Source organism: Staphylococcus sp. SUC_1.2 (genome assembly GCF_026222585.1).
On sequence record NZ_JANJPM010000024.1, the window covers coordinates 16,566 to 41,413 of the forward strand.

28 protein-coding genes are annotated in these 24,848 nt (G+C 29.2%); 6 read left to right on the plus strand and 22 right to left on the minus strand.

Annotated features, from left to right (window positions below; all coding sequences use genetic code 11):
* The first annotated feature begins 152 nt into the window (after positions 1–152).
* Positions 153–1,838: a CDP-glycerol glycerophosphotransferase family protein gene (locus NR218_RS09020; RefSeq protein WP_049413622.1), complete on the plus strand. Its 1,686-nt coding sequence runs from the start codon at positions 153–155 to the stop codon at positions 1,836–1,838.
* 55 nt (positions 1,839–1,893) lie between these two features.
* Here NR218_RS09020 and NR218_RS09025 read toward each other — a convergent pair whose 3' ends face one another.
* On the minus strand, positions 1,894–2,409 hold the full coding sequence (locus tag NR218_RS09025) for a GNAT family N-acetyltransferase (RefSeq protein ID WP_048680377.1): 516 nt from the start codon (positions 2,407–2,409) through the stop codon (positions 1,894–1,896).
* 309 nt (positions 2,410–2,718) lie between these two features.
* Between NR218_RS09025 and NR218_RS09030 the strand changes: the two genes are divergently transcribed.
* Entirely contained in the window at positions 2,719–3,714 is a 996-nt protein-coding gene (locus NR218_RS09030; RefSeq protein WP_048680383.1) for an acryloyl-CoA reductase, read from the plus strand.
* 89 nt (positions 3,715–3,803) lie between these two features.
* Here NR218_RS09030 and NR218_RS09035 read toward each other — a convergent pair whose 3' ends face one another.
* The 21 genes from NR218_RS09035 to NR218_RS09135 all read right to left on the minus strand — a co-directional run bounded on the left by NR218_RS09035 (position 3,804) and on the right by NR218_RS09135 (position 20,731).
* Positions 3,804–7,208 carry a DUF1542 domain-containing protein gene (locus NR218_RS09035; protein ID WP_265883336.1) on the minus strand — a complete coding sequence of 1,135 codons (3,405 nt, stop codon included), beginning with the start codon at positions 7,206–7,208 and terminating at the stop codon, positions 3,804–3,806.
* Between the two features lie 162 nt (positions 7,209–7,370).
* Positions 7,371–8,594, minus strand: a complete 1,224-nt coding sequence (locus NR218_RS09040; protein ID WP_265883337.1) for a hypothetical protein — start codon at positions 8,592–8,594, stop codon at positions 7,371–7,373.
* Complete coding sequence (locus NR218_RS09045; protein ID WP_265883339.1) at positions 8,584–9,093, minus strand: hypothetical protein; 510 nt, start codon at positions 9,091–9,093, stop codon at positions 8,584–8,586. Before NR218_RS09045 ends, NR218_RS09040 begins: the two co-directional genes overlap by 11 nt.
* Before the next feature lie 2,502 nt (positions 9,094–11,595).
* The gene (locus tag NR218_RS09050) at positions 11,596–12,168 is read right to left on the minus strand and encodes a terminase small subunit (RefSeq protein WP_002448435.1); all 573 of its coding nucleotides are present in this window, start codon (positions 12,166–12,168) and stop codon (positions 11,596–11,598) included.
* A gap of 1 nt (position 12,169) precedes the next feature.
* Complete coding sequence (locus tag NR218_RS09055) at positions 12,170–12,508, minus strand: sigma factor-like helix-turn-helix DNA-binding protein (RefSeq protein ID WP_070813167.1); 339 nt, start codon at positions 12,506–12,508, stop codon at positions 12,170–12,172.
* A complete protein-coding gene (locus tag NR218_RS09060; protein ID WP_070813166.1) occupies positions 12,505–12,942 on the minus strand; it encodes a pathogenicity island protein in 438 nt (145 codons plus the stop codon). The genes NR218_RS09055 and NR218_RS09060 overlap by 4 nt, the downstream gene beginning before the upstream one ends.
* Before the next feature lie 54 nt (positions 12,943–12,996).
* Positions 12,997–13,209, minus strand: coding sequence for a hypothetical protein (locus NR218_RS09065; protein ID WP_002476277.1), 213 nt, complete (start codon positions 13,207–13,209; stop codon positions 12,997–12,999).
* Entirely contained in the window at positions 13,209–13,799 is a 591-nt protein-coding gene (locus NR218_RS09070; protein WP_145463050.1) for a pathogenicity island protein, read from the minus strand. Before NR218_RS09070 ends, NR218_RS09065 begins: the two co-directional genes overlap by 1 nt.
* A 69-nt stretch (positions 13,800–13,868) precedes the next feature.
* Positions 13,869–14,201: a hypothetical protein gene (locus NR218_RS09075; RefSeq protein WP_002448465.1), complete on the minus strand. Its 333-nt coding sequence runs from the start codon at positions 14,199–14,201 to the stop codon at positions 13,869–13,871.
* Positions 14,202–14,623: 422 nt separating this feature from the next.
* Entirely contained in the window at positions 14,624–15,022 is a 399-nt protein-coding gene (locus NR218_RS09080; protein WP_265883340.1) for a pathogenicity island protein, read from the minus strand.
* A 1-nt stretch (position 15,023) separates the two neighbouring features.
* On the minus strand, positions 15,024–15,545 hold the full coding sequence (locus NR218_RS09085; RefSeq protein ID WP_265883341.1) for a hypothetical protein: 522 nt from the start codon (positions 15,543–15,545) through the stop codon (positions 15,024–15,026).
* A 325-nt stretch (positions 15,546–15,870) separates the two neighbouring features.
* Positions 15,871–17,580: a DUF927 domain-containing protein gene (locus NR218_RS09090; protein ID WP_265883342.1), complete on the minus strand. Its 1,710-nt coding sequence runs from the start codon at positions 17,578–17,580 to the stop codon at positions 15,871–15,873.
* A gap of 13 nt (positions 17,581–17,593) precedes the next feature.
* On the minus strand, positions 17,594–18,463 hold the full coding sequence (locus NR218_RS09095; RefSeq protein WP_265883343.1) for a primase alpha helix C-terminal domain-containing protein: 870 nt from the start codon (positions 18,461–18,463) through the stop codon (positions 17,594–17,596).
* Positions 18,464–18,556: 93 nt separating this feature from the next.
* Positions 18,557–18,898, minus strand: coding sequence for a hypothetical protein (locus tag NR218_RS09100; RefSeq protein ID WP_265883344.1), 342 nt, complete (start codon positions 18,896–18,898; stop codon positions 18,557–18,559).
* A gap of 11 nt (positions 18,899–18,909) precedes the next feature.
* Positions 18,910–19,116 carry a hypothetical protein gene (locus NR218_RS09105; RefSeq protein ID WP_265883345.1) on the minus strand — a complete coding sequence of 69 codons (207 nt, stop codon included), beginning with the start codon at positions 19,114–19,116 and terminating at the stop codon, positions 18,910–18,912.
* A gap of 10 nt (positions 19,117–19,126) precedes the next feature.
* Positions 19,127–19,465, minus strand: coding sequence for a hypothetical protein (locus tag NR218_RS09110; protein ID WP_265883346.1), 339 nt, complete (start codon positions 19,463–19,465; stop codon positions 19,127–19,129).
* Position 19,466: 1 nt separating this feature from the next.
* Positions 19,467–19,670, minus strand: coding sequence for a hypothetical protein (locus tag NR218_RS09115; RefSeq protein ID WP_265883347.1), 204 nt, complete (start codon positions 19,668–19,670; stop codon positions 19,467–19,469).
* The gene (locus NR218_RS09120; RefSeq protein ID WP_265883354.1) at positions 19,660–19,815 is read right to left on the minus strand and encodes a hypothetical protein; all 156 of its coding nucleotides are present in this window, start codon (positions 19,813–19,815) and stop codon (positions 19,660–19,662) included. The genes NR218_RS09115 and NR218_RS09120 overlap by 11 nt, the downstream gene beginning before the upstream one ends.
* A 16-nt stretch (positions 19,816–19,831) precedes the next feature.
* Positions 19,832–20,215: a hypothetical protein gene (locus tag NR218_RS09125; RefSeq protein WP_265883348.1), complete on the minus strand. Its 384-nt coding sequence runs from the start codon at positions 20,213–20,215 to the stop codon at positions 19,832–19,834.
* A gap of 18 nt (positions 20,216–20,233) precedes the next feature.
* Entirely contained in the window at positions 20,234–20,506 is a 273-nt protein-coding gene (locus NR218_RS09130) for a helix-turn-helix domain-containing protein (protein ID WP_153983440.1), read from the minus strand.
* Positions 20,507–20,509: 3 nt separating this feature from the next.
* Positions 20,510–20,731 (minus strand): helix-turn-helix domain-containing protein, encoded by a 222-nt coding sequence (locus NR218_RS09135; RefSeq protein ID WP_044466900.1) that lies wholly within the window; start codon positions 20,729–20,731, stop codon positions 20,510–20,512.
* A gap of 154 nt (positions 20,732–20,885) precedes the next feature.
* Between NR218_RS09135 and NR218_RS09140 the strand changes: the two genes are divergently transcribed.
* From NR218_RS09140 to NR218_RS09155, 4 genes are all read left to right on the plus strand, one after another.
* Positions 20,886–21,542 carry a helix-turn-helix domain-containing protein gene (locus NR218_RS09140; protein WP_265883350.1) on the plus strand — a complete coding sequence of 219 codons (657 nt, stop codon included), beginning with the start codon at positions 20,886–20,888 and terminating at the stop codon, positions 21,540–21,542.
* A gap of 120 nt (positions 21,543–21,662) precedes the next feature.
* Complete coding sequence (locus tag NR218_RS09145) at positions 21,663–22,739, plus strand: DUF5067 domain-containing protein (protein ID WP_265883351.1); 1,077 nt, start codon at positions 21,663–21,665, stop codon at positions 22,737–22,739.
* A gap of 49 nt (positions 22,740–22,788) precedes the next feature.
* Positions 22,789–23,397 (plus strand): hypothetical protein, encoded by a 609-nt coding sequence (locus tag NR218_RS09150; RefSeq protein WP_265883352.1) that lies wholly within the window; start codon positions 22,789–22,791, stop codon positions 23,395–23,397.
* Between the two features lie 20 nt (positions 23,398–23,417).
* Positions 23,418–24,632, plus strand: coding sequence for a tyrosine-type recombinase/integrase (locus NR218_RS09155; protein WP_265883353.1), 1,215 nt, complete (start codon positions 23,418–23,420; stop codon positions 24,630–24,632).
* Positions 24,633–24,848 lie beyond the last annotated feature (216 nt).

The window sequence follows — 24,848 nt, forward strand, 5'->3', positions numbered from 1 at the left end:
TGTAAAAATAATTTATGTCAACAATAGTAGTAAAATCTATTTGAATTTTCATTAATATATGATTTTATATGATCATTCATGTAAATATGAATTTTTTAAAAGTGCATGGTAAAATAAAAATATGAAATTTAGGAGTTAAAGGATAATGCATAATGATTAAACAAATAAATATATCTAATATGGCACATCTAGATATACAACTTAATAAAGCTAAATCTGCAGGGTATTCACATTTTATCCCCTATTCTAACGAAATAAAAATTAATCAAGACATGCTTAATGCTGTCCCATTAGGTGAACATTCTATTGCGGTTGATTACACAATCCATGGTGTTTACCTTAATGATTGTCGTTATTTTGGGAATGATAAATTAAGTTTTCTCGCTTGGATGAATAATATTAATCATTATCCAAATATCATTTATAATATTGATACTGCGCTGATTTACCTTTCAAAATATCAAATTCAATCTATTATGGATCTAGCAGTCATCACTATTTTAAAAAATGAGATCGATATAGATGGACATGTTGTTTTTGATTTTATTGAAGAATTACAGACATCTAGTTCATTTTGGAATTCATTAGATACACGAGAAATTAAAATTGCCAATCACTTTGATTTAAATAAATTAGCTTATATCCACGACCATTCGATTCCATTTCCTAAATATAAGCATCCATTAGCTGACGAAACTCTTCGTTTTGCTGATAGCTGGCTTGTAACAACAAAATTTAAATTACCTAAATGGATGTACAATAAAATTCATCAACGTGCTATTCAAAATCATAAAAAATTAAGTTATATCTATACTAAAGATACATCCAAATTGAAAAATCATGTCGTATTTTTAGGATTCGATTATGGCTATAGGGGTAACTCTAAATACCTTTTTAATTATTTTGTAAAACGAAATCCAACAACAGAAGCTTATTACATTACTGACGATAGACGTGGACCGTATTTCCTTCCCATTGATGCAGAACATAATAAAGAACTTATTGAAACTGCAAAAATTGTAGTCATTGAAAGTTATATGCCTGAAGCTTACCAACCTAATGGTACAGTCATTCAATTATGGCATGGTACACCTATTAAAGAATTATTTTTAGATAGTAAAGAACCTTATCAAAATCAAACTATTTATAATTACAGAGCAAGAAAATATAATAAATGGAAACACCAATCATATGTCTTATTAGATTCAAAAGCTTCAGAAGGTTTATTTGAGACTGCTTTTCCTAATGAAACGGTTCAATTTCTTCCTTTTGGTTATCCAAGAGTAAGTTATTTACTAAACTATAAAGATAATCAAAATCAGCAAAGAAAAATACGTGAAAAATTAAAACTCAATCATACAAAACCTGTTTTATTATATGCGCCAACATGGCATAAAAATACAGAATCATTTACGCCTTTAACGATGACACCAGAGTTACTAGAAAAATACTATGTGATATATAAGGGGCATATTGAAGGTGATGATGCTATTCCAGAAGGTGTCATTGAGGCTCCTATGGATATCGAAACACAAGACTTAATCTTAGTATCAGACATTGTACTTACTGATTATTCTTCTATCATTTTTGATGCCCTAACTATTGATAAAAAAGTTTGTTTATATACTCCTAACCACGAAGAATATAAAGAAGAACGTGGCGTCTATATTGATGTGCTGAATAGTCTAGCAAAAGTTTGGTACACAGACGAAGAATTGTTACTAAATCATTTAATTCATGATAGGATTCCTACCATTCATCAACATGCACTTATAAATCGTAATAATCAATCTCTAAAAAAATTAACTCAACTTATGAGAGATATTTTAGATAAATAATAAAGCACTAAGCGTACAGAACTTTTCTGTACGCTTAGTGCTTTATTGTGTTATTTTAAATTTCTTTTTCCATAATTAAATCCGTGTCTATTACATTACCATTAATAAAATCATGTTGTCCTGTAATTTCAAAGCCTTGCTTTTTATAAAAGCTAATGGCAGAAGGATTATTTTCCCAAACACCTAACCATATTTTTGATTTATTATACTCCCTTGCTTTATCAATCGCTAATTGAATAAATTGACTTCCTCTCCCTCCACCTTGGTAATCCTTATCAAAATAAATGCGCTGAATTTCTAAATATTGATTACCTTTTGGTTCAGTTTGTGTTTCATTAATATTTAATTTTAAATAACCAGCAATCTCATCATCGACCTTATAGAAATAGTGAAATGATTGATGATGTTCGATTTCTGATAATAACTTCGTTTCATTATAGTTTTCTTCAAAAAATTTTTTAAAGTTTTCATCAGTATAACTACCTTTAAAAGTATCATAAAATGTTTTTTCTGCAATTTTTCTTAACTCACTTACATTATCTTGTTTAATTTCTTCAATTTCTTCTTTCATATTTCCCCTCTTTTATTGTACTTATTTTTTCACAAAACTAGATAATACCTTATTCCTTATCAAACACATTTTAAACACTATATTAAATTATTTTATTATAAATTAAAATATATATTGATAATCATTATCAATAAAATTATATATTTATGCTGTTTTACTGTCAATATAATTATTTTTTTATCAAAATACAGACTATTTTATATTTAATTTATATAAACTTTTTAACTTAATGACTCATTTAAAATGTGGTATGGTTATTTAGGATATGCAATTAACATCTAATTTTTTATTTTTAAGGAGTACGATTTTATGAGTGTAAATTTCAAAGCGTTTATGGTTGAAAAAGATAATGATGGCACCGTCACAAGTGATTTCAAGGATTTATCAATCAATGATTTACCTGAAGGTGAAGTTTTAATAAAAGTTCAATATTCTGGTATTAATTATAAAGATGCCTTAGCCACTGTTAAAGATAGCGGTGTACTTAAATCATATCCAATGGTTCCTGGAATTGATTTGGCAGGTACAGTTGTAGAATCTGATGACCCTACAATCGAAAAAGGTGAAGAAGTTATTATTACTGGCTATGATTTAGGCGTCAATCATTACGGTGGATTTAGTGAGTATGCCCGTGTTAAATCAGATTGGATTGTTAAATGTCCTGAAAATCTAACACTTGAAGAAGCGATGATTTATGGGACTGCTGGTTACACAGCTGGTTTAGCAATAGAAAAATTAGAAAAAGCAAACTTTATGACACTTGAAGGCGATAAAGTACTTGTACGTGGCGCTTCTGGTGGTGTTGGGTCTTTAGCTGTAATGATGTTAAATGAACTTGGTTATAAAGTTGTAGCAAGTACTGGAAATAAAAAAGCTACAAATAAATTAAAAGAATTAGGAGCAAGAGAAGTTATCGATCGTATTTCTGAAGATAGTAATGAAATATTAGGAAAAAGAACTTGGCAAGCTGCTATTGATCCTTGCGGTGGTCCTGGAACACCTTATATAGCAAAGCATCTAACAAATGGTGGTGGTGTTGCATTAATTGGTATGACTGGAGGTAACCACTTTGAAACTTCAGTATTTCCATTTATTCTTCGCGGTGTAAGCGTCGTTGGACTTGATTCAGTTATGACACCAATGAAATTACGTCAACGTGTATGGAGAAGATTAGCAACTGATTTAAAATCTGATAAATTACATGAAATTAAAAATACAATTGCTTTTAAAGATTTAAAACATTCTATTGAGACAGTACTTAATCATGAGAACGCTGGAAGGATTATTATAGATTTTGAAGCATAGTTAATATTTATTTAATAAAAAAGAGCAAGAAACCCAGTTTATATCGGTTTCCTGCTCTTTATTTTTAAAGATAATAAGTTATATCTTTTTTATCTTTTATTCTTGTTATTTTTTTGTTTTTTTCTACGATTCTTTAATACTAATCCTAGACCAACTAATAGTGTCATTAATTCAATTTCTAATTGAATAGATGTACCTTCTGAACCAGTATCAGGTAATCTATGTAATTTAGATAAATGACTGTTATTAGATTTAATACCGTCAGTGTTAACATTTGATTGATTTTGATTATTATCTTTGTTGTTATGACTTAAGATATTTTCAATTTTGTCAATATCAAACATATTCAATTTGTTTATTAATTTTTGGATAATTGAACCGATATCATCAATGTGTGATTTATCAATTTCTTTTAATGTATCATGTCTAAGTTTTTCAAGATAATCAATTAATTTAGCTTTTTGTTCATCTGTTAAATCTTTGCGTGCTTTAATTTCTTTAATTTTATTATTTATTAACGCATTAGTAATTTCTTTTGCAACAATTTTCGCTATATTATCTTTGCCTTCTTTAAGTTTATGGTTAATTTCATTGATATCATTTGCGTTATCAATGTTTTTAAGTACTTTTTGTAAAGCTTTATCTATTTCAGCTAACGCTTTTTGTTTCTGGGCACTAGTTAAGTTAGAATTATTTAGAATTTCTTGGCGTTTTTTATTAGCGAAATCAATAATTTCTTGTTTAGCCAAAATTTTAGCATCAATTAATGCTTTTAATTTATCGATTTCTTTTTGAATATTATCTTTAATCTTAATAAGGTCTGTTAATGTAGTTGCATTATTAATCTGACCTTTTGCACCTTCAAGAAGACGCTCTAATTTAGATTTAAGTTTTTCTTTATCTTCTTTAGAAAGATTAGGATTGTTGTCAATTTCATCTTTCAATCGGTTAACTTCATTTTCTAACTCTACTAAAGCTTTTTGTTTAGCTAATTCAACTTGATGTTTTCCATCTAAATCATATTTTGCTTTTTTAATATCTTGAATTAATTTATTAATTTCTTCAAGTGATGCATTTGTACCAATACCTTTATTTATTAAGTCTTCAGCTTTTTTAATAAGTTCATCGTAAGCGGATTTTTTATCTGGTGAAGCTTCTGAATAATTAACAGAATGCTTGATATCTAAATTATCAGCTATTTCATCAATTAAATGTTTCATAGCTTTATCCACTTCTTTAGCTTTATTAATAATTATATCTAAATTATCACGTGAATTTTCATTATCTACCATATTGTTAAACGCATCTTTTTGTGCATTGTTCAAATGTTCTAAGTTTTCCAATATGTGTTTAACATTATTTCTAGCATTTTGTAATTTTTCTGCACCATTTAAATTATTTTTAGCATCAATTATCTTATCTTTAAGTTGATTTATCACGCTAGGATCAATAATAGGATTTTTTGCATCATTAATTAGTTTTTCAGCTTCTTTTAAAGCATCATCATAGGTATCTTTTTTATCTTTATCTCCATCAGTATAATTAATACTTGCTTTGATTTTATCTTTTTCAGCGATGTTTTCTTTTAATTGTTTCATCGCATCATTTAATAAATTAGTATTATGTTTAATATTTTCTAATTCATCAGAAGTTGTAGAAGCTTTTGTCTTTTCTATTAATTTATCCTTCTGTGATTCTGTTAAATCAGTTTGTTGTTTAATTTTTTTAATGACAGCATCATAATCTAATATTAAGTCATGTTTAGCTTGTTCAAGTTCATCTTTAGCACGTTTCACATTTTCGATAGTTTTATGAATTTCATCAACTGTTGAAGTTGGGTTATCAATAACTTTTTGTGCATTAGCTAATGTATCTTTTGCTTGACTTAATTTATTTCTATAATTTTCAACAGAATCACTAGTCATATTTTTAGTTTCAGGCACCTGATTAATGCTTGTTTCTAAATTGTTTTTAGCATTATTCAATAAAGTTTTGTCTGGAATTAAATCATGTTTAGCTTGTTTTAATGCAACTGTAGCTTCATTTACTTTAGCTATTGCTTGCGCAATTTCCCCAGATGTTGCATCGTCATTTTCAATCACTTTTTGTGCGTCTCTGCTGACTTGTTCTGCTTCTGCTTTTTTCGCTCTATAATTATCTGCTGTTGCTGGCGTCATTCCTGGCGTTGGATCTTCCTCGCTAGTCGCTGCATCTAATTTCGCTTTTGCTTTCACTAATTCACTGTTGTTTTCTTTGTCGTGAAGTAAACTAATGGCATTATCTAACTTAGGTTGTACCGCGTCAATTTTTGCGATAGCCGCTGTTACTTGTGCTGGTGTCGCATTGTCATCATGAATCACTCTATCTGCTTCTGTTTTCGCTGCTTCCAGTTCATCATGAATTTTAGTCATTTCATTATTGTATGCAGTCACGCTCGCTGGTTTCTTACCTTCGGTAACTCCCACATGATTTAATCCTGGACGTTTTTGTTCTAGCACTGACTTATCTGCTTTTAATGCATTTTTTGCTTCAGTTAAATGAATTAATGCTTCTTCTACTTTTGCTTTCTCATCTCTGATTTCTTCAGCTGTCGCATCACCGTTATTAATCACACCTTGAGCTTCTGCACTAATTCGCTCTGCTTCTACTTTTTTCGCTCTATAATTATCTGCTGTTGCTGGCGTCATTCCTGGTGTTGGATCTTCTTCACCAATCGCTGCATCTAATTTTGTTTTTGCTTTCACTAATTCGCTGTTATTTTCTTTGTCGTGAAGTAAGCTAATGGCATTATCTAACTTAGGTTGTACCGCGTCAATTTTTGCGATAGCCGCTGTTACTTGTGCTGGTGTCGCATTGTCATCATGAATCACTCTATCTGCTTCTGTTTTTGCTGCTTCTAGTTCATCATGAATTTTAGTCATTTCATTATTGTATGCAGTCACGCTCGCTGGTTTCTTACCTTCGGTAACTCCCACATGATTTAATCCTGGACGTTTTTGTTCTAACACTGACTTATCTGCTTTTAATGCATTTTTCGCTTCAGTTAATTGAGTTAATGCTTCTTCTACTTTTACTTTTTCATCCCTGATTTCTTCAGCTGTCGCATCACCGTTGTTAATCACACCTTGAGCTTCTGCACTAATTCGCTCTGCTTCTGCTTTCTTCGCTCTATAGTTATCTGCTGTTGCTTGCGTCATTCCTGGTGTTGGGTCTTGTTCTGCTATTGCTTCATCAAGTTGACGTTTCGCTTCAACTAACTCACTATTATTTTCTTTGTCATGAAGTAAACTAATCGCTTCAGTAAGTTTTGGTAAGACTGCTTTCACTTTGTCTAATGCTTCTTTCACTTCTGCTGGTGTTGCTTTTTCTTTATTTAACACTTCTTGTGCTTTCGTCTTAGCTTCTTCAATTTCACTTTGTATTCTTCCTAGAGCTTCATTATAAGCAGTGATGCTTGCTGGTTTTTTACCTTCGAAAACACCATAATAAATCATTATATTTCTAATCCATTCAAAATACTATTAAATCAATGATTATAACCTTTCAATATTAAATATCACATTCATACCTTTGCCCTTTGTTTCAAATAAATGCCCTAAAATTGCCCTTGATTTTATTATTACATTTTAATATTTTCTAAATACATTTGTAAATTTCTATCTATCAAAATTCTTTTTGTTGTTTTCATTATCATTTTTTATCTCATTTTCAATATCATCTTTTATCTCATTTTCTTCTTCGTTAATTTCGATACCTGTCAAATGAATTTTATTTTCCTTTAGTGAACTTATATTCCCCTCAGTTAAACCATTTCTCATTTCATAAACTTTTGATTTTAATTTATTTGGTAATTTCTTAATTTTTTCATCTAATTCTTTTTCATTTTCATTAATCTCATTTAGCGTTAAGTCAGGATTTGTATAGGTTTTTTCCATCATTTCAATAATTTCATCTAAAGACCGCAAATCATCTTCTTGCGATTTATCTTTTTCCTTAGAATTACGCAAAGATTTCGACAATTTAATTAGTATAGGTATAAATTGTATTGATACTGCTAGTTCTATATACAAAGGACTATTTTGTTCTATTTTATTTATATCTAAAAACTTCGGATTAGAATGTTTAAAATACTCTTCTTTAATCATTTTAATACCTAGCATTTGCCATTCATTTTTTAAGTTCGAATTATCGTTTACTTTATTATCTAATTGAATATATAATATGGGTTTAGAAAGTCTAGAAAAGTTTTGTAAAAATTCGTTTTTTATTTTTTTAACATCTTGATAATTATCTTCTTCATTTTTATTTTCATTGATTTTGTTTTCTTTTTCTAATTTTTCATAAGTCTTAACTCTTTTATAAAGATTTATTGTTTTTTTAATACTCTTTATGATACTATTTATCTTTTCTTTACTATAAGAAGAATGAGATTTAAAGAACTTTTGAACTTTTAAATAATCTTCATCAAGAATAAATTTATAAAGTTCAAAAAGTAATGCTTCTTTGTCACCTAATGTCATTTTAATGTTTCTTTGATTATTATGTTGATATAAATTTTCGAATAACTCGAAAGTCTTATTCATCAACATAATATTTTTATCAATAATTAATGAAATAGGTTTTCCTTTATGGTATATATCAAGTAATGAGTTAGAATCGATCTCAAATTCATTTTCATTTATATCTTTATATTTTTGATTAATCTTTGTTGATTCAGATAAAATAATGATATTTTTTATTTTATCTGAATTTGCTATTTCATTAATTATTTCGTTTTTATAATGTTTTTCGCTAATTATATCAATGATTTGTGTTATCTGACGCGTACTATATAAATACTCTTTTTGACCTGTAATATTAATTTTTATTTTACTTTTCATCATTCTCACCTTTATACTTTTTCAGTTCTTTTTCATATTCTTCTATCTCTTTTTTATATTTTATTTCATTTTTAGCATATTGTTTTATAAGTTCTAATTTTTTCATATACTCAATTTTCATTTCAACTCTTTCGTTATATAACTTTTCTTTTTCTAAATTATTATTCTCAATTTCTAGCATAGCTATATTTGCAAATAAAATAGCTGTGTTAGATCCCCAAATAAAACCACTACTCATAATTGTTTCAAACCATTCAAGATTTTTTGAAGAAAAATATGATATAATTCCGATTACGATTGCAATTCCTAGAGATATAATAAAACTAATACCTTTTACATCTTTTTTATCTTCATATTCCTTTTTATTAAATTTAGAATAAATTTTTTCAATTACTGGTATAATGATGTTCATCAAAAAAATAGCTATGGTTCCAATTATTATAATTGGTTTTGGAAGTGAAGATAATACGCCTATCCCTACAAAAAATGTTAAAACCATCAATATCAAAGCTGAAGATATAAAAAAATAAACTTTAAATTTTATATTGTACACCTACTTTCTATAATTTACTTTATTATTTAATTTTTATAAAAAAAAATCAACTAGTATCATAATAAGTTACACTAGTTGTACACAAAAAAATATATCGTCCCATTCAAAAAAATATACAATCTAATGATTTTTTATTTATCATTTATATATAAATATCCTATCTTCACAAGTGGGGCTATTCTTCTATCTATATTCTTCACCAGCATTAAATTGAAACTATTAGCGTTAAAAAAAATATTAAATATAGAAAAAACACATCTTACTTACGCTCAGGTGTGTTTTTCTATGCTTTTATATTATCAGTTTATATTCATTTATTTTTCTCACTGCAATATAATGCGTCTCTCAGCGCCTAAAAATACAAAAAACGCCACTGAAAAAGTGACGTTTGAACTATTTCATTATTAATCGTTTTTATTATCTTTAATTTTGAAAATATCTCTTATCAATTCGCTACTTCCTATCCAATTAGAAATAGTGCTCATAATAAAGTTTGCTAACTTTCCTATTAGTTCCATAGACATATCTCCTTTAATATCTCTACTTTACTAATACCACTATTCAACTTTTTTAATTATAAATAAATATCCTATCATCATCTAACTTCACAGATGGTACTATTCTTCTATCTACACCATTCTTCACTAACAATAAATTAAAGGATAGTATAATGCCTACCCTTTCTGCTACATTTAGTTCGTTCCATATCTTTATTTCCTTATACGTCATTAGATCAATTAGCGTCATGTTTCTCCACTAACTAAATGAATTTTTCATGCAGTTCCTCTCATGAAAGATTACATAAAGTATATGTCTATTAAATAAAGTAGAGGTATGTTAAAATAATTCGTAGTTAACATTACTTTCATTGAAACTTAGTCTTACTAGTCGTGTACTAGTGAGGCTTTTTCGCATACAAAAAGGGGCTTTACGCCCCTAAAGAATTATGCTATTTATGAAAGCTTTTGAAATGTCGAGATTGCCTAAACAAACAGTATTTTCGATGGAGAAGAAATACTTAATGGAAAGGAAAAGTCGCCATTTAGACAATCTCAATTGTTATTATTACACACTAATTTTTATTTAGCCACATTATTATAATAAAAATCATTAATTGTATGTAATAAAGTAATAAAAACGTTTCACTCCTTACTTTTCATCTACACTCTCACTTAGTCCGTCATGAGCTAAGTTGAGAGTGCTTTTTTACGCAAAAGTTGAGATAGAGTAAAAACTCTATATGTACGTAAAGAAGTTAGAGGTCTTAAACCTCTTTTGCTATTATCTCATTATTTATATATTTGTCTACAATAAAATAAAAAGCTATGCCCAATGGACATAGCCAAGAAAAAATGACTCACATATAGAAAAATATAATATAGAAGTGCTTCATAAGGGAACAACTTCTAATGTTATTATACGCATTAAATTTATTCATTGTCTACAATTTTTACAGTATCTATAAATTGTTTACATTCTCACTCCCCACATTTGGGGATAATAAAACTAATACTAGATCATTATGTATGCTGCGTTGCCATTTTGACTACGCAGAGAAGCCACAAACTTCTTTTCTGAATTAGATAACCGACATTTCGGTTTTCTAATGCACTAACTTAGTGCGTCAGCTATTAAATTGATTAATAAGTCTATATTTAAATTTCTGATACGCTAACTTGACGTATCAGCTTTTAGAAGCGAAATACAACTTTCAATATATTCCCTTAATCCAAATTGTTTTTAGTAAATGCATTTATAATAACAAACTCACATTTGAGCTCATTACATATAATTAAAAGGTACCCCTAATTTGAGGTACGCTTTTTGTTTTACAAACCACTTCCCTATTTTAAGGTACTGGTTACAAGTAGACTTTTAAGTTCGTTTGTTATTGTATGAAATGTAAGGTTTTGACAGGTTATAAATAAAAAGACTGCACCCAAAGGATACAGTCATTTTAAAGGATACTCAATTTTGAGTAGTAAATTTTAGTAGCTACGGTTATTATCTTATAAAAGGCTCTAAATGTAAATAGAAAACGCTTACTTTTTATAACTAAAAAATAATACTACTCAAATATGTATACCTTACTTACTTCTTTTTCTTAAGAGATTTAAAGACTAAAACTAAAATTAAGAATATTAAAGCAACAGTGAGAACTGAGCCCATTTCTATTCCCTCCTAGCTATCTTTAAATTAGATACTACCAAACTAATCTCTTAATTAAAACTAAATACAAAATAAAGGTACTGTAAAATACCAATACCTTAATTATTTATTAATAAAAATATGCTTATATTCTTTTTGAGCAATAGTTTTGGTTAATCAAAAACTTAATAAAAAGCACCTACTCAAAATTGAGTAAGTACTATTTTCATAATCATTTTTTAATCTTCTTCATGCACATCATCAATGAATATCGATGTAGTAATTTCTACCTCATGCTTATCAGTCCTCATCTGGAATATCATTAATAATCATTGTTCTATTAGGGTGTTGTTCGTGTATTTCATCTAGTGCTTTACGTTTTTCTTCTTCCTCATCTTCTGGCCACTCACCTATATTAATAAAAATTGGTGTGTCCGTAGATAACTCTTTCTTATCAGTAAATAACTTATGATACTTACCTAACATATCTCTAGCACGTAAACGGTCACTAGGCTTAATAGGTACTTCCACCATTTCTACATGCTCATTGTACACTAAGTTCATTTTGTCAGTGTCTGGGTTGCGTTGAAACTCACCACGTTTAACAACGACCTCTCTTACTTCACTCTCATCTCCTACTGCTGCATTACTTAGGATATGAAGTAGTTCGTTAGCAGATAGTACACCTTCATCAATCACTTTCTTACGTTGCTCATCAATGTACTTAGCCACTTTTTCATTCTTAAGCAACCTACTACCTTGTACAGTTGCAGTATGAGGACTATAACCAGCCTTAATTGCACTTTGTGTTACATTTAGCGTCTTTAGGTATTCAGATATAAACTTTTCTTGTCTAGGGTTTAAATCACTCATGTTATCCCTCCTCTAATTTGTCTAATAAACCATTCAATAGTTGACGTATTCTTTCTCTACTTAACTCAAATATCTTTGCAATTTCATTCATAGATTTCCCTTCACATAGTAAGAAAAATATATAGTATTCCCTTCTAGTCGCTACTGCATAAATTAACTGATCTAGTTCATTAAAGAATACTTGATTACCAGTATTCTCACTTAGTTCAAAAGGTTCGACTTCATCACTCAGTGAAAAGAAATCATCTATATTAGTATCATCATAACTTACAACATTTGACGCTTTCTCTTTGTGATAGTCCATTATAAACTGTTTAATCGCTTGTTTATCGTACATCATGTAGCAACACTTACTTTATGCTTATAAGCGTATAAATCACGTTGTAGGCGTTCTATAAGGTCATAATCTATGACTGAGCCATTAGACTGCATATAATACATGACTTCCTTTTGTTCACTAGGTGTATATCGCTTAATAACCTGTTTTAATTGCTGCATGTTTCTATTCGATTTTGTTTTGAAACGATGTAACTTCTCTTTTTCATCAATTATATTAATCACTAGCTTTTCTAGTGGGTATGATATAGACACAACGCCATGAACATCACTTGTAGTCATATGTGAGATATTTAAGTGATACATCATCTCTATTTGTGTTGTGATGGCCTTAATCTTGGTATTTATAAACTTAGGGTTATATTCTGTTAGCAAAGTATATTCAGATATTTTAGTTTCATAATATGATAGTGAGTAGTTTACTCTTTTAAGGTTCATGTCTGCACCTCACAAATAAAATGAGCCTATCGCTAAGGATAGGCGTGTATGATATTAACCTTTGATAATGCGATTTTCTCTAGCCATCTGCATAAGACTTACATCTCTTTTTGATTTTTGTGATAATTCTTTTCTACGTTGTTCATTATTATTTTGGTTAATTTGAGCCTCAACGACATCTAATAATTTATCACGATCTTTATCTGACAAATCAGTTTCTAACATGATGTGATTGGATACCTTATCTAAATTGTGTTTTCTAGTCATTATTTATCACCTCTAAATTTAAGTTTATGATTGTATTGATCTGTGAATGGTAATTCTATACCTGTAATGTATGGACTATACAGAATATCTCTAAAGTGATTTCGCAATTCCCTTTTTACTTCATCATCTTCATCAAAGTTTTCTCTATGATATGGAATAGTGTAACGGTTATACTCTTCTTCGTATTTAGCATTTAAATCATTAATTTCAGTTAATACTGTGTTAAATTCTTCAATAATTGGCTTGAATTTTGCTAATATACGTTCTTTGTCTTTTTTGTACAAATGAGGTAAATCTGCTTGATGTTTAATAAGTTCAATCGCCTTTTTACGTCTAGCCTCATCAAACACTTCTTTTTTAGTCGATAAGCGTTTCTCTAAGGCTTTCAGTTTCTTCTCATTGCTATCAAATGTAGTATAGAGTTCATCAGCCTCATCATCTTGTGAGTTAGCAATTAGTTCTTTATATTTAGCTTTATCTTCTTTAATTTGTTGTGTGAGTTCCTGACGTTCTTTTTCAAGTTTATTGATACCCTCTCTTTGACCTATTACATATTCGTTGTATTCATCAAAATATTTTGCAGTTTTCAATGATATGCCTCTTTTCAATTTGTTTTTAAGCCTATTTTTCTTATGCAAATAGTTTTTTGTTACTTTATCTTAAATTTCAGTTTTCTTTAGTGCCTCATATCGTTTCATACTGCCCTCAATATGACGCTTTATACTTAGTAAGGCCAATTCCTTTTGTTCTTTCGACTTTATCCAGAAATAGCCTCTAGTATCTTTCTTATAGCTATATCCGATTGGATAGCCATAATCTACAACTAAACTATTAATAGTATGTTGTAACCATCTTTCATTGTTTTTAGTAAACTCCATATTCAATTGATTGAATATATTTTGTTTAGTAATAATATTGTGCTTAGTGTTGCGTAATACATTTAATACTTTAATATGATCTTGAGTTAATTCTTTTTCAATTGTTATTGTCATTATTTAATACCTCATTTTTTAGTTATTTTGAGCAGACCTAATTAAATGAGGAGGTAATAAATGAAAATCTAGTGAATTTGCATTTTTTAACTATCGTACTCATGATTTCAGAGAACAAGAAAACTAATCAAATTATATAAAAGTATAATTACTTCTATAACACTATTATACTAAATTTACACCAAAATTACAAACAAACGTTCTGTTTTTGTAGAATTTAAATAACTTCTTAACATTCCATTTAACACTATAAATGAAGTATTTATACTACTTTTCATACAATTTCATACGCTTTCTATTATAGAACTAATGTTCGTTTATTACCTTAACTCAATCTAAAATCATTAACAAATCTTAACAATTACGATTTACATATAAAAAAGCCATGCACCTACTAAGTGCATGACCTATAAATTTATATATTAAATTGTTTGTTCAATATCTATATTCCCAACAATTTGATTTAACGCCCACTCTAATATTCTAATGATATGGCCTTTTCTATCAGTAGTATGATAATGTTCACCATTCTCATCAGTCACGCTATACTGATATACGCTCTCTGTTTCTTTCATTACACTATCTAATGTTTCGTTCACTTCATTCAATAAGATAAATTCATTAGTATCAAATTCCAACGTTTCAACAATTTCCCACGTTTTACGCTCAAAGAATATGAGTGTGAACTCTAAAAATGTTGTCTTATTTACTTGTTGCTGCGTAAGTATATTAAAATCTCTTACGCTATTATCTGTTTCATTAATTACACTTTCCATAAAATGAGCAATCTTAGTTAATTCTTTTAATTGTTTATTATTCATACTATACACGTTCCTTTCTTCTAATCATTAGATTTTCATTATCTTTTCCAACTTTACCGATACTTTTAAAATTATGTCTTTCAAAATATTTTGTATTATTATCGCTTTCAGTCCATAAGCAAGACTCAAGATTGAGCTTTGTAGAAATCGCTAGTATATCTTTTAGTAGCATCTTGCCATGTCCTTTTTTAAGTGAATTTAAGTTATCTATTTCAATGATCCAATCACTATTAAAATACTGACTAAGTAACGGATTAGGCTTTCTAATATTAAATTTTATGAGTGCTTTGAAATCTTTAGTAATCAATAATATATCCCCACCATCACAATAGAGATAGTATTTCTTGGTTAGTTGAATTACTTCCTGTATAAAAGTTTGATGTGTGTCAGTTGGATTTGTTAAAAGACTTATAATCAAACCTTTAGCCATGTTTTCTTGTTCCTTCTTCACAAGCTGCTGAAATTTATTATTATTTATAAACATCTTAAATTGTTGGTGTCCTATTTCTGTAATTGTTGACATACTTAACCTCCATATTTATTAAATGTAGTACTAGTACCCAATGCGTACCCGTCATTAATAATTAAATGGGTACTCTTGAAATCGTTGATAGACAAGGATTTAAGGTTATTAGTACCCGTTGTACCCGTTAAAATACTTTTAGCATGTACATTTAAATAGTGAGTATTAATTAGTTATAAAATCTAAATTTCTTAAAATTATATACACTATTATTAATTAGTGGGTACTTCGGGTACTATCTTTTTCAAACCTTGATATTACAATGTTTATCGAGTACCCGTTTTCTATTTCTAAGTGGGTACTCAACGGGTACATGTGGTACTTTTTAAAATTCTGAATGTGGATTGTGTGAATTTGAGAAATCAAATCCCATTTCTTTTATGACTTCATCTTTAATAGCAAAACCTCTATGTTTTTTAGTCTCATGTCTAACTTGTATTTGTAAACGATCTTTTTCTTTCTTAACTAAATAACTTTTTTTGTCCCATTGTTTTGTTATAGTTTGCATTTCATGACCTAATATATCTTTGACTGTATCGCCTAAAATACATAAGTAACCCATTTTATATATTGCTTTAACTTCACCATTTTTAACCGGACTATATCCATCACCAGTGATGTTATTTCGATTAGCGTCTAAATATTGCAGCATATCCTCAAGCATTTGTTTAGGTTTATCTATCGTTTTATTATTCTTCAACATGTTTTCATATGCTTGGTTAATAATCTTATAGTAGTCATGTTCAAACCCATCAATATCATTAAGAATTTCACCAGTAAGCTGTAATAAGGCAAAGCACTTCCCAATACGTTGCATTACTCCATTGATACCTTTTTCATTAAAGTATCTTAAATAGCTTTCAAAACTTTCTTTGTATTCATCTTTTTTTGATTGATATTGTTTAATAAATTCAATTCCTAGAGTTCCGTAATTCTCTCTAAATTCATGATCTAATGAGATGAAATCATAATTATCTGGATATGGTTGTTCTTCTAAAGTAACGACACGAGCCGATACTCCAGCTTTATCATCTGCCATATTCGTAATTGAGGCCTCACCAGTAGAAAGTAAAATATTTTTCCATTCTTTCTTTTCATCAATAGTTAATTTTTTATTACTTCGACTTTTACTCTCACCACTTGAATAGTTATAGACTGCATCAGATACAAATGAAGTTGATGTATTACGTGTATCATCTTTAAATATTGGAAAAGAGTTCAGAAATGCAGCCATAGCCTCAATACTATTTCTAGTAGAACTCCATGTAGTTGTAAGGTCAGTAGTTCCCCACACACTAGCTACTAAATTTAAAGTGAATGTCTTACCTGTTGAAGTACTTCCAGCAAGTTCAACGATGAATGGCATAATATCAAATTCATAAAGTAATACTGATCCTAGTGAGGCGTATAACATCACCATAACCATAGGCAAATCTTTAATTTTTATAAATACTTTTTTTGAGTAATCTTCGATTGTCCCTTTAGATTTAAATGAATTGACTAGCTTTTGAAAGCCTTTATCATTATTAAAAAACTTGATATTTTTATGTTCCATTTCATCTTTATATGGATAAATGAAGTAATCTTTTACATGCCCTAATCGAGTTGCTACCTTTATATTGATAGGTGGGCTATATCTCTTAGATTGATTAATATAATCAACTAATTTTGATGAAGTGTTTGAAGTTACATCTAGTTTCCTATTTGCTAGTTTAAGGAGTTGTCTATTATCTGTGATTTCTTCGGCAGTAACATTTAAATTTACTGGTGTTCTATTATCAAAAAAGTGCATGTTATAACTCACTTCACCATTTTCAATATTTTCATATCTAGTATTGATTTCTGGAATAGTAGTAGTGATAAATCTTTCTTTATCTGGTTCACCATCTTTTCTACTTGGGATAATTTGATAAAGTGCTGCACCATAACTATTAGGTTTCACTTTGTAACCATCTGGAATAAAATTAGGAGTATATGTCTTTTTATTCATATTCTCCTTAATTTCGTTCATAATTTCATCATTAGTAAAGTTCATAGAAAACTCCTCTCTAGTTGTTATAGTGTTTTTTCATAATTGAATAAAAAGTAGCGTTTATCTCGCGATCATTCATTGGTGGTGTGCATGATTGCCCCCACATCTGAGCGAAAGAATAAATAATGTGTTCATTTACTCTACGCTGAAATAAGTGGCCTAAAATACTTGCTAGCGACGAATTGCGTCCTCCCTCACTAACGCCAAATGCTTTTTCTTCCCAATGACTTGCGTCACGTCTTTTAAAGTTTTGAGTAGAATTTTCTTGAGTAGAAATATCAAATAATTTAGCCCACTCTTTAAGTGTTGATTTATCTAAAATTACAGCATCGTTAAATTGAAATTCAAAAGGACTTTCATTACTTTTTCTGACTGGTAACGCCATAGCCCTAGATGGTTGATAACTGCCTTCATCAATTTTGCACGCTATTTTTTGTGCTAGTGTTCTCACATATGCACGATATTCATTTGCACTTATACGCTCACTCAGTGGCACGTACAAACGTATTCTAGGACTTTCACTTGTGTGATTAAATGTTGTATGCCAAAACCATGAAAAACCTTCTAATTCGCTTTTAATTGACTTGTGTAGCATGTTTAAATCTTCTTCGTCATCATAATCAAGTACAAGTACATCTCTATATAAAACATTGTCATCATTTCTATATTTCTCATACTCTATACCTTCATTATCTACACCATTAGAAATATCACCATATACTACTGAACCTCTAGTATATTTATCTGAATTTACTACTGGATCAGATAAAAGACTTACTAATTCACTCCATTTAGGTGTATAGAAGTTTTTAAATGATTTTGAACTTACGCTTTTATACCAAACAACACTCACTTGAGTGTCATTATCCAATTGAATTTTGTTCAATTTAATACCTCCATGTATTAATATCAGAACAAAGGTGTTATAATACAAATAGAGTATTTTCCTATTGCTCTGATATTAATTAAAATAATTACATTATTCGTTATCTGATTTAGTCGCCAAACTATTATTATCAGGTAACGTTTTTTCTATTTCTTTCGTTGCGTTTTCGTAATGCTTTCCAATTTCTTCATACATTGCTTCAACATCTGTATAGATTGCATTGATAACTGATTGTAAAACGAAATTATATTCTAAATTTTGTTTCGCTGTGTAAGAAGCTACTACATCATTTTTTGCGTCTAACAATGACTTATAATCTTCAATGTCTTCCATTTCATCTGCTATTAAATTCCTAACTGAGTTAAGTTTTGAAAGTATATTTGTACATTCAATTTCTTCTTTTATACTTTTGATTTGATATTTTAAATTTTCCATTTTTTACTCTCCTAACTAATTTTTTGTTTATTATAGATTACTTTAGCTTCTAGTAGACTTTCTAAAGTACGTTTGCAGTAGTCGATTTTTTCTAAATCTTCACGACTAAAGAAACTTAATTGATTTTGACTTTCAAATATAATTCGTTCTTCGTTTATAATGATCCATTCAATAGCTCGCATGATATTTTGTTTATTCACATCTAATTTAGCAGCCATTGTATCACTCCTATTTATAGAAATTGATAACTTTTTCACTTTTTAATGAAGGTACTGGAATACCGTAATATTTACATACGTTTTCAAGTTTTTTATATTTTTGTTCCCATTCTTTCTCAGCTTCTTGAAATTTGCTATATACACTATCAACTTCAAATTTAATATCATCTAATACAATTAATTCGATAGCCTTAGCACCTTTAATATCTCCTTCTTCTCTATATGCTTTAGCTTTTTCACCTAAGTAACCAGTTAGCTCTGAAAGTCTTAACATGTCACCTTTTAACTCAGATTTTTTCATACTTACTATCGCTAATTCTTTAAATCCTTTTAAAATTTCTTCCATCATCTTATTTATTCTCCCATTCAAAATTATTTTCTATTTGCTGCATAACCCACTCACAAATAAATTGTAGTTGCTGTTCACGATTAAGTGTTTCTTTCCATTCTTGGTTGCCTTCTTCTACTATGTGAGTGTATTCTGTACGTTTATCTTTTACTGCGTAATCAAGTGTTTTATAAATACTTTTTATTACTTCAATATCATTGTTCATTTACTACTCCTCCATTTTCTTCAATATTTAACGCTGCGATTACACTACTTAACATGTAAATAGTGAAAGCTACATGTATTCCTAGTAACCAGCCACTTATGAATGAAATTAATGAGATGAGTAATAATTTAATTAAGAATTTCATCATTATCATCACCTGCTTATTTATAAAAGATAATATAATCTTCATGTTGCTCTTTAATTTTTTCGATTAATTCATTGATACTTTTTTGTAATAAAAATAAATCGTTCAAATCATCTTCACGAGAAAATTTTGCTAAATTTTGCATATCTCCATCCATAGCATCTAATAGATTTCTAGTATCTCCATATGTTTTAAATACACGTCTGTACATTAGTGCTAAAGAACCAGCTAATTTATCATTTTCTTCTGGTTCCATGCCCCAACGTTCAAAAAGTACTTTGATTATTGCTCTATCTCTGTTAAATCTTTCATCAAAAGTTAAATTCTCTTTTGAGCCTATACGATCTGCATATAATTGATACATAATATTTTTAGTTTGTTCTTTACTTAATGTTTTCATTTTAAAAACTCCTTTGATTTATAAATATTTTTTGTGCTTTGATTTCAAATACTTTTCAAACTGTTCTACGTTCACAAGTGTTAGTGTGCTGCTAATGTCGATATACATATCCTCAATGCCTAAATTGTCATCTTCATAAGACTTTAGAAGTCGATAGAAAGTTGAGTAACTAATATTGAAGATTTCACAGATTAGCTTCGGCTTTGCGTATTTGACTGGGAATACGATTTGCTTTTCTTCAAGTGCAGTATTCTGTTTAGTTGGTAAATCTTGCAGCTTTACATGTGGCATAGTTTAGACCTCCTCTTTTTGTTCAATTTCAAAAATTTCACTTATTTCTACATTTAATCCACTAGCAATTTTTTTAGCGTATCTTCCACTAGGAATTACTTTGAGGTTTAATACATCACTTAAATAAGGTGCTGATAAATTATTAGCAATAGAAAAACTTCTAAGTGAATGCCCTTTTTTAAACATCAATAATTTTATAATTTCTGTTTTAGGTTTTATATTCATTTTCTCACTCCCTTCATAATGTAACTGAATATAGTTACATTTTCATCTTACAAATCTATAATATAACTTTTTCAGGAACATTTCAAGAACATTTTTTGAATTTAATCATAATTTTAACTTTTTTTGTTACAATAATGAAAAAGGAGGTAGAAAAATGGAATTATTTGCAATGAGTGACTCTCATGGAAGATTAATACAAAGTTATAGAAAACAAAAAAATATGACACTTGTTGAATTAGGAAGGAAAACAGATTTATCTCATGCGTATCTAAGTAAAATCGAGAATAATAAAGCTACTCCTTCTAGAGAAGTTTTAAAAAAAATAAGCGAAATACTTGATCCAGATGGTAACGAAGATTTATTCAATAAATTAGCAACTGCTACTGGCAAAACTCATGAAGTTGAAAAAGATAGTGAAGTATACAAATGGTTGCTTAAATCTGGAAGAATTAAAGAAAACGGATTAGGAAAAATTGAAGTTTTAGAATACTCATATTTTAAATTGAATTATATTCTAGAAGAATGTAGTCCACTTGTTTACGATGTTAAAAAAGAAATTGAAGGTGAACCTCTGGCTACTATACCGTTAACAGAAAGAATGATTAACAAAATTTATGCAGCTATTAATAAAATTGTTTTTCAAGAATTAGTTGAGAATCCTGATTTATTAAATTCTATTGAAAATGAAGAGATTTTGAGTCATCATGTGCGAGAACAAGAAGATAAATTACACCTTTTATCAAATTCAATAAACAATTTAACTTTAGAAGAATTAGCTATGATAATACATGATGATGACAAATTAGTTTAAATAACTATATTTAGTTAAACTTATGTCCACTTATTTAACAGTAAAGCGTGACGATCAATGCACAATACACCATAGAAAAATGAATATAAAAGGTAATAAAATTAGGGAGTTATATATAAAATGAAAAGATTATGTGGCATATTATTAGCAAGTACATTGGTTTTAGGTGCTTGTGGAAATAACGATAGTAATTCAGAAGATAAAAAGTCTACTAATACTGAAACAAAATCAGTAAATGAAAATAAACCGCAATTCGCAAATGACACTCTAGTTATTGATCAAGCAGTATTAAAAATTGATGATACTTTTATTCTTAATGACAAAGATTCAGGAGATAAATTATTAGCTTTCAAGTATCATGTTAAAAACAAATCAGATAGCGAAGATATAACTTCAATGAATGTATGGATTGCTTGTTTTGAAGCAACTCAAGATAGTGATAATACTGTAAATAAATTAGATGTAGGAATTACACCTACTACTGGAAAACTTGGTGAATGGAACGAACATAGTAATGACACTATTAAAAAAGGTAAAACTGCAAAAGGTATCATGACTTACAAGTTACAAAATGATGAAGATGTAGTTTTAAAAGCTACAAAAGGTGCTGATGGTAAAAAATTAGGTACTAAAACAATTAAGTTAGATGACTTAAAATCTGAAGATTATTCAGTAACTGAAGATTTAACAGATAATAGTAAAAGAGATGATTCATCAGAAGATAATAATTCAAAAAATGTAGCTAGCGCTAAATCAGATGACAACAATTCAAAAGAAAGTAAAACTGAAGATGACAAAACAACTAGTGATTCAAATGAACAATCTTCAGAAAGTGCTACATCAAATGACTCTAGCTCAACTAGTAATTCAAATAATAATAGTCAATCAACAAATAGTAATCAAAATAACGTAGCTAGTGCTAGTAGCAATTCACAAACTGACCAATCAACTCAAAATAATAATCAACAAGTAAATAATCAACCTTCAAATACTCAAGAAATACCACCTACAACTCATGATGAATCTCAAATGGGTTATGGTCGTGGCGATTATGAAGCTGCTAAAGAAGCAAGTGAAAAAGTTGCTAACGATCCTAATGCTCATGTTGGTGGCCCAGGTTGGGTTGGCAAAAATGAAAGCTATGACAGTTGGGCAAATAGACAAAAGGAAGTACAAGAATCAGCAATGCAACAATAACTTATTTAGGATAGTTATCTACCCTTACTTTAATTAAAGGAGAATACATATGAAAAAATTACTAGGAACATTATTTGCAGCTACGCTTGTATTAAGTGCTTGTAGTCAAGATGACACTAAAGAAGATGAAAATAAAAAATCAGAAAGCACTACTGAAAAGAAAGCTGACGATAAAAAAGATAAGAAAACTAAAGAAGATAAAAAGTCTAAAGAAGAAAAGAAATCTCAAGAGAATGAAGATAACAAGTCTACACAAAACGATAACTCTACTGATAATCAAGAAACACAAGAAACTGCTACAAATGAACAAGTTCAATCTCAACAACAAACACAACAACCTGCAACTCAAGAGCAGCAGCAAACACAACAAGCTAATAACACTCCACAAACTCCACAACAACAGCAAAATAATCAAAACTATAATCAAACTCAACAACCTAATCAAAATGTAAAGTTACCTAAAAATACAGAGATTGATGATCAGTATATACATGGTGAAGTTGCTGAAGCTTTACAACGTAAAACTGAAATCGAAAGACAAGCTAGTGAAGATTATGAAAATGGCTTGATTAGTGAAGATGAAGCAATGGAGAGAGACGAACAAGCTTCCAAAATTTTAAATCAAGCAGTAGAAAATCAATATGGACCACAAGATTAAGTAAAAGGAGGCACACTCACATGTGGCATGAGAAATTTACTAATAAACATGGTGAAACTAAATATCGCTATTATGAGAAGTATAAAGATCCACTCACAAACAAATGGCGACGTGTTAGCGTGGTACTTAATAAGAATGGTAAGCAGTCACAGAAAGAGGCTCAGAAACGCTTAAATGAGCGTATAGAGGAAAAGCAAAGTAATAAGATACCTACTACACTCAAGACGCTAACTTTCCATGCTGCATGTGATGAGTGGTTTGAGAATTACAAATTAACATCTGGTGCTAAACAATCAACTATAAGAGCAAAAACTTACAGACTTGCTCACATCAAAGAGCGAATAAATGAGGATATTCTTGTCGATAAAATGAACGCTCAAGTTATCCAAGATTACATCAATACATCAATGAAAGAAAATAATATTAAACACGTTACAATTAAGGTCAATGTGAGCCTTATAAAAAATGTATTGAAGTTTGCTCAGAAAAGGTACAATATCTCAGATATATCATATATAGATAATGTGTCATTACCTAAGAAGGCAGTAACTAGAGAAGAAATCAAAGCTAAACGTGAGAATTACCTAGAAATGAATGAAGTACATAAACTCATTGATGAACTTAATCATAAGGCAAACACTAGTAATAAAGGCTATATTAAACGCTCATATATGATGACTGCATACATTACTGAGTTTCAAGTATTGAACGGTTTAAGAATTGGTGAGTTATTAGCACTTCAACCTGAAAACATTGATTTTAAGAATAAAAAGATTGAGATTGATGGCACAATAGCATGGATAACTAAAGATGGTGTACGTGGCTTTAAAGATACAACTAAGACTGAGGCCTCTTATCGTACTATATCTATTACCACTAGAAGTTGTGAGATATTGCGTAAGGTAATGTTGGAAAATAAGAAATCAGCTAAGTGGGATAGTAATTTTAAAGAGAGAAATTTTATATTTACAAATAGTAAAGGTAGTCCTATGCCCTTATCATCTATCAATGCTAACATTAAGAACGTTGCAAAGAATATAGGTATTGAAAAAGATATTTCAACTCACACAATGCGTCACAGTCACATATCTTTATTATCACAATTAGGTGTGTCACTGCGTGCAATAATGGATCGTGTAGGCCATAAAGATTATAAAACAACTTTACAGATATATAGTCATGTTACCGAACAAATGGATAAAGATATGATGAGTAAGTTGGAAAATATAAATTAAATGCGTTCAAATTTGAGCGTATTTTTTTATGCTTAAAATCAAGTTTTTCACATCATGCCCTTATTCTGCCCTTTTTTATGTATAAATAAATCAAAAATACCTTATAAACGTTGATATATCAACAATTCATAAAACTTATGTTGTTTAACCTTCGGTAACACCTACATGATTTAATCCTGGACGTTTTTGTTCTAACACTGACTTATCTGCTTTTAA

What these genes read in the sequence shown, in the direction of transcription:
- NR218_RS09020 (WP_049413622.1), top strand. Translation starts at nt 153, where the DNA reads ATGATTAAACAAATAAATATATCTAATATGGCACATCTAGATATACAA.
- NR218_RS09025 (WP_048680377.1), bottom strand. Translation starts at nt 2,409, where the DNA reads ATGAAAGAAGAAATTGAAGAAATTAAACAAGATAATGTAAGTGAGTTA.
- NR218_RS09030 (WP_048680383.1), top strand. Translation starts at nt 2,719, where the DNA reads ATGAGTGTAAATTTCAAAGCGTTTATGGTTGAAAAAGATAATGATGGC.
- NR218_RS09035 (WP_265883336.1), bottom strand. Translation starts at nt 7,208, where the DNA reads ATGATTTATTATGGTGTTTTCGAAGGTAAAAAACCAGCAAGCATCACT.
- NR218_RS09040 (WP_265883337.1), bottom strand. Translation starts at nt 8,594, where the DNA reads ATGAAAAGTAAAATAAAAATTAATATTACAGGTCAAAAAGAGTATTTA.
- NR218_RS09045 (WP_265883339.1), bottom strand. Translation starts at nt 9,093, where the DNA reads ATGGTTTTAACATTTTTTGTAGGGATAGGCGTATTATCTTCACTTCCA.
- NR218_RS09050 (WP_002448435.1), bottom strand. Translation starts at nt 12,168, where the DNA reads ATGAGTGATTTAAACCCTAGACAAGAAAAGTTTATATCTGAATACCTA.
- NR218_RS09055 (WP_070813167.1), bottom strand. Translation starts at nt 12,508, where the DNA reads ATGATGTACGATAAACAAGCGATTAAACAGTTTATAATGGACTATCAC.
- NR218_RS09060 (WP_070813166.1), bottom strand. Translation starts at nt 12,942, where the DNA reads ATGAACCTTAAAAGAGTAAACTACTCACTATCATATTATGAAACTAAA.
- NR218_RS09065 (WP_002476277.1), bottom strand. Translation starts at nt 13,209, where the DNA reads ATGACTAGAAAACACAATTTAGATAAGGTATCCAATCACATCATGTTA.
- NR218_RS09075 (WP_002448465.1), bottom strand. Translation starts at nt 14,201, where the DNA reads ATGACAATAACAATTGAAAAAGAATTAACTCAAGATCATATTAAAGTA.
- NR218_RS09080 (WP_265883340.1), bottom strand. Translation starts at nt 15,022, where the DNA reads ATGAATAATAAACAATTAAAAGAATTAACTAAGATTGCTCATTTTATG.
- NR218_RS09085 (WP_265883341.1), bottom strand. Translation starts at nt 15,545, where the DNA reads ATGTCAACAATTACAGAAATAGGACACCAACAATTTAAGATGTTTATA.
- NR218_RS09090 (WP_265883342.1), bottom strand. Translation starts at nt 17,580, where the DNA reads ATGAACTTTACTAATGATGAAATTATGAACGAAATTAAGGAGAATATG.
- NR218_RS09100 (WP_265883344.1), bottom strand. Translation starts at nt 18,898, where the DNA reads ATGGAAAATTTAAAATATCAAATCAAAAGTATAAAAGAAGAAATTGAA.
- NR218_RS09105 (WP_265883345.1), bottom strand. Translation starts at nt 19,116, where the DNA reads ATGGCTGCTAAATTAGATGTGAATAAACAAAATATCATGCGAGCTATT.
- NR218_RS09110 (WP_265883346.1), bottom strand. Translation starts at nt 19,465, where the DNA reads ATGATGGAAGAAATTTTAAAAGGATTTAAAGAATTAGCGATAGTAAGT.
- NR218_RS09115 (WP_265883347.1), bottom strand. Translation starts at nt 19,670, where the DNA reads ATGAACAATGATATTGAAGTAATAAAAAGTATTTATAAAACACTTGAT.
- NR218_RS09120 (WP_265883354.1), bottom strand. Translation starts at nt 19,815, where the DNA reads ATGAAATTCTTAATTAAATTATTACTCATCTCATTAATTTCATTCATA.
- NR218_RS09125 (WP_265883348.1), bottom strand. Translation starts at nt 20,215, where the DNA reads ATGAAAACATTAAGTAAAGAACAAACTAAAAATATTATGTATCAATTA.
- NR218_RS09130 (WP_153983440.1), bottom strand. Translation starts at nt 20,506, where the DNA reads ATGCCACATGTAAAGCTGCAAGATTTACCAACTAAACAGAATACTGCA.
- NR218_RS09135 (WP_044466900.1), bottom strand. Translation starts at nt 20,731, where the DNA reads ATGAATATAAAACCTAAAACAGAAATTATAAAATTATTGATGTTTAAA.
- NR218_RS09140 (WP_265883350.1), top strand. Translation starts at nt 20,886, where the DNA reads ATGGAATTATTTGCAATGAGTGACTCTCATGGAAGATTAATACAAAGT.
- NR218_RS09145 (WP_265883351.1), top strand. Translation starts at nt 21,663, where the DNA reads ATGAAAAGATTATGTGGCATATTATTAGCAAGTACATTGGTTTTAGGT.
- NR218_RS09150 (WP_265883352.1), top strand. Translation starts at nt 22,789, where the DNA reads ATGAAAAAATTACTAGGAACATTATTTGCAGCTACGCTTGTATTAAGT.
- NR218_RS09155 (WP_265883353.1), top strand. Translation starts at nt 23,418, where the DNA reads ATGTGGCATGAGAAATTTACTAATAAACATGGTGAAACTAAATATCGC.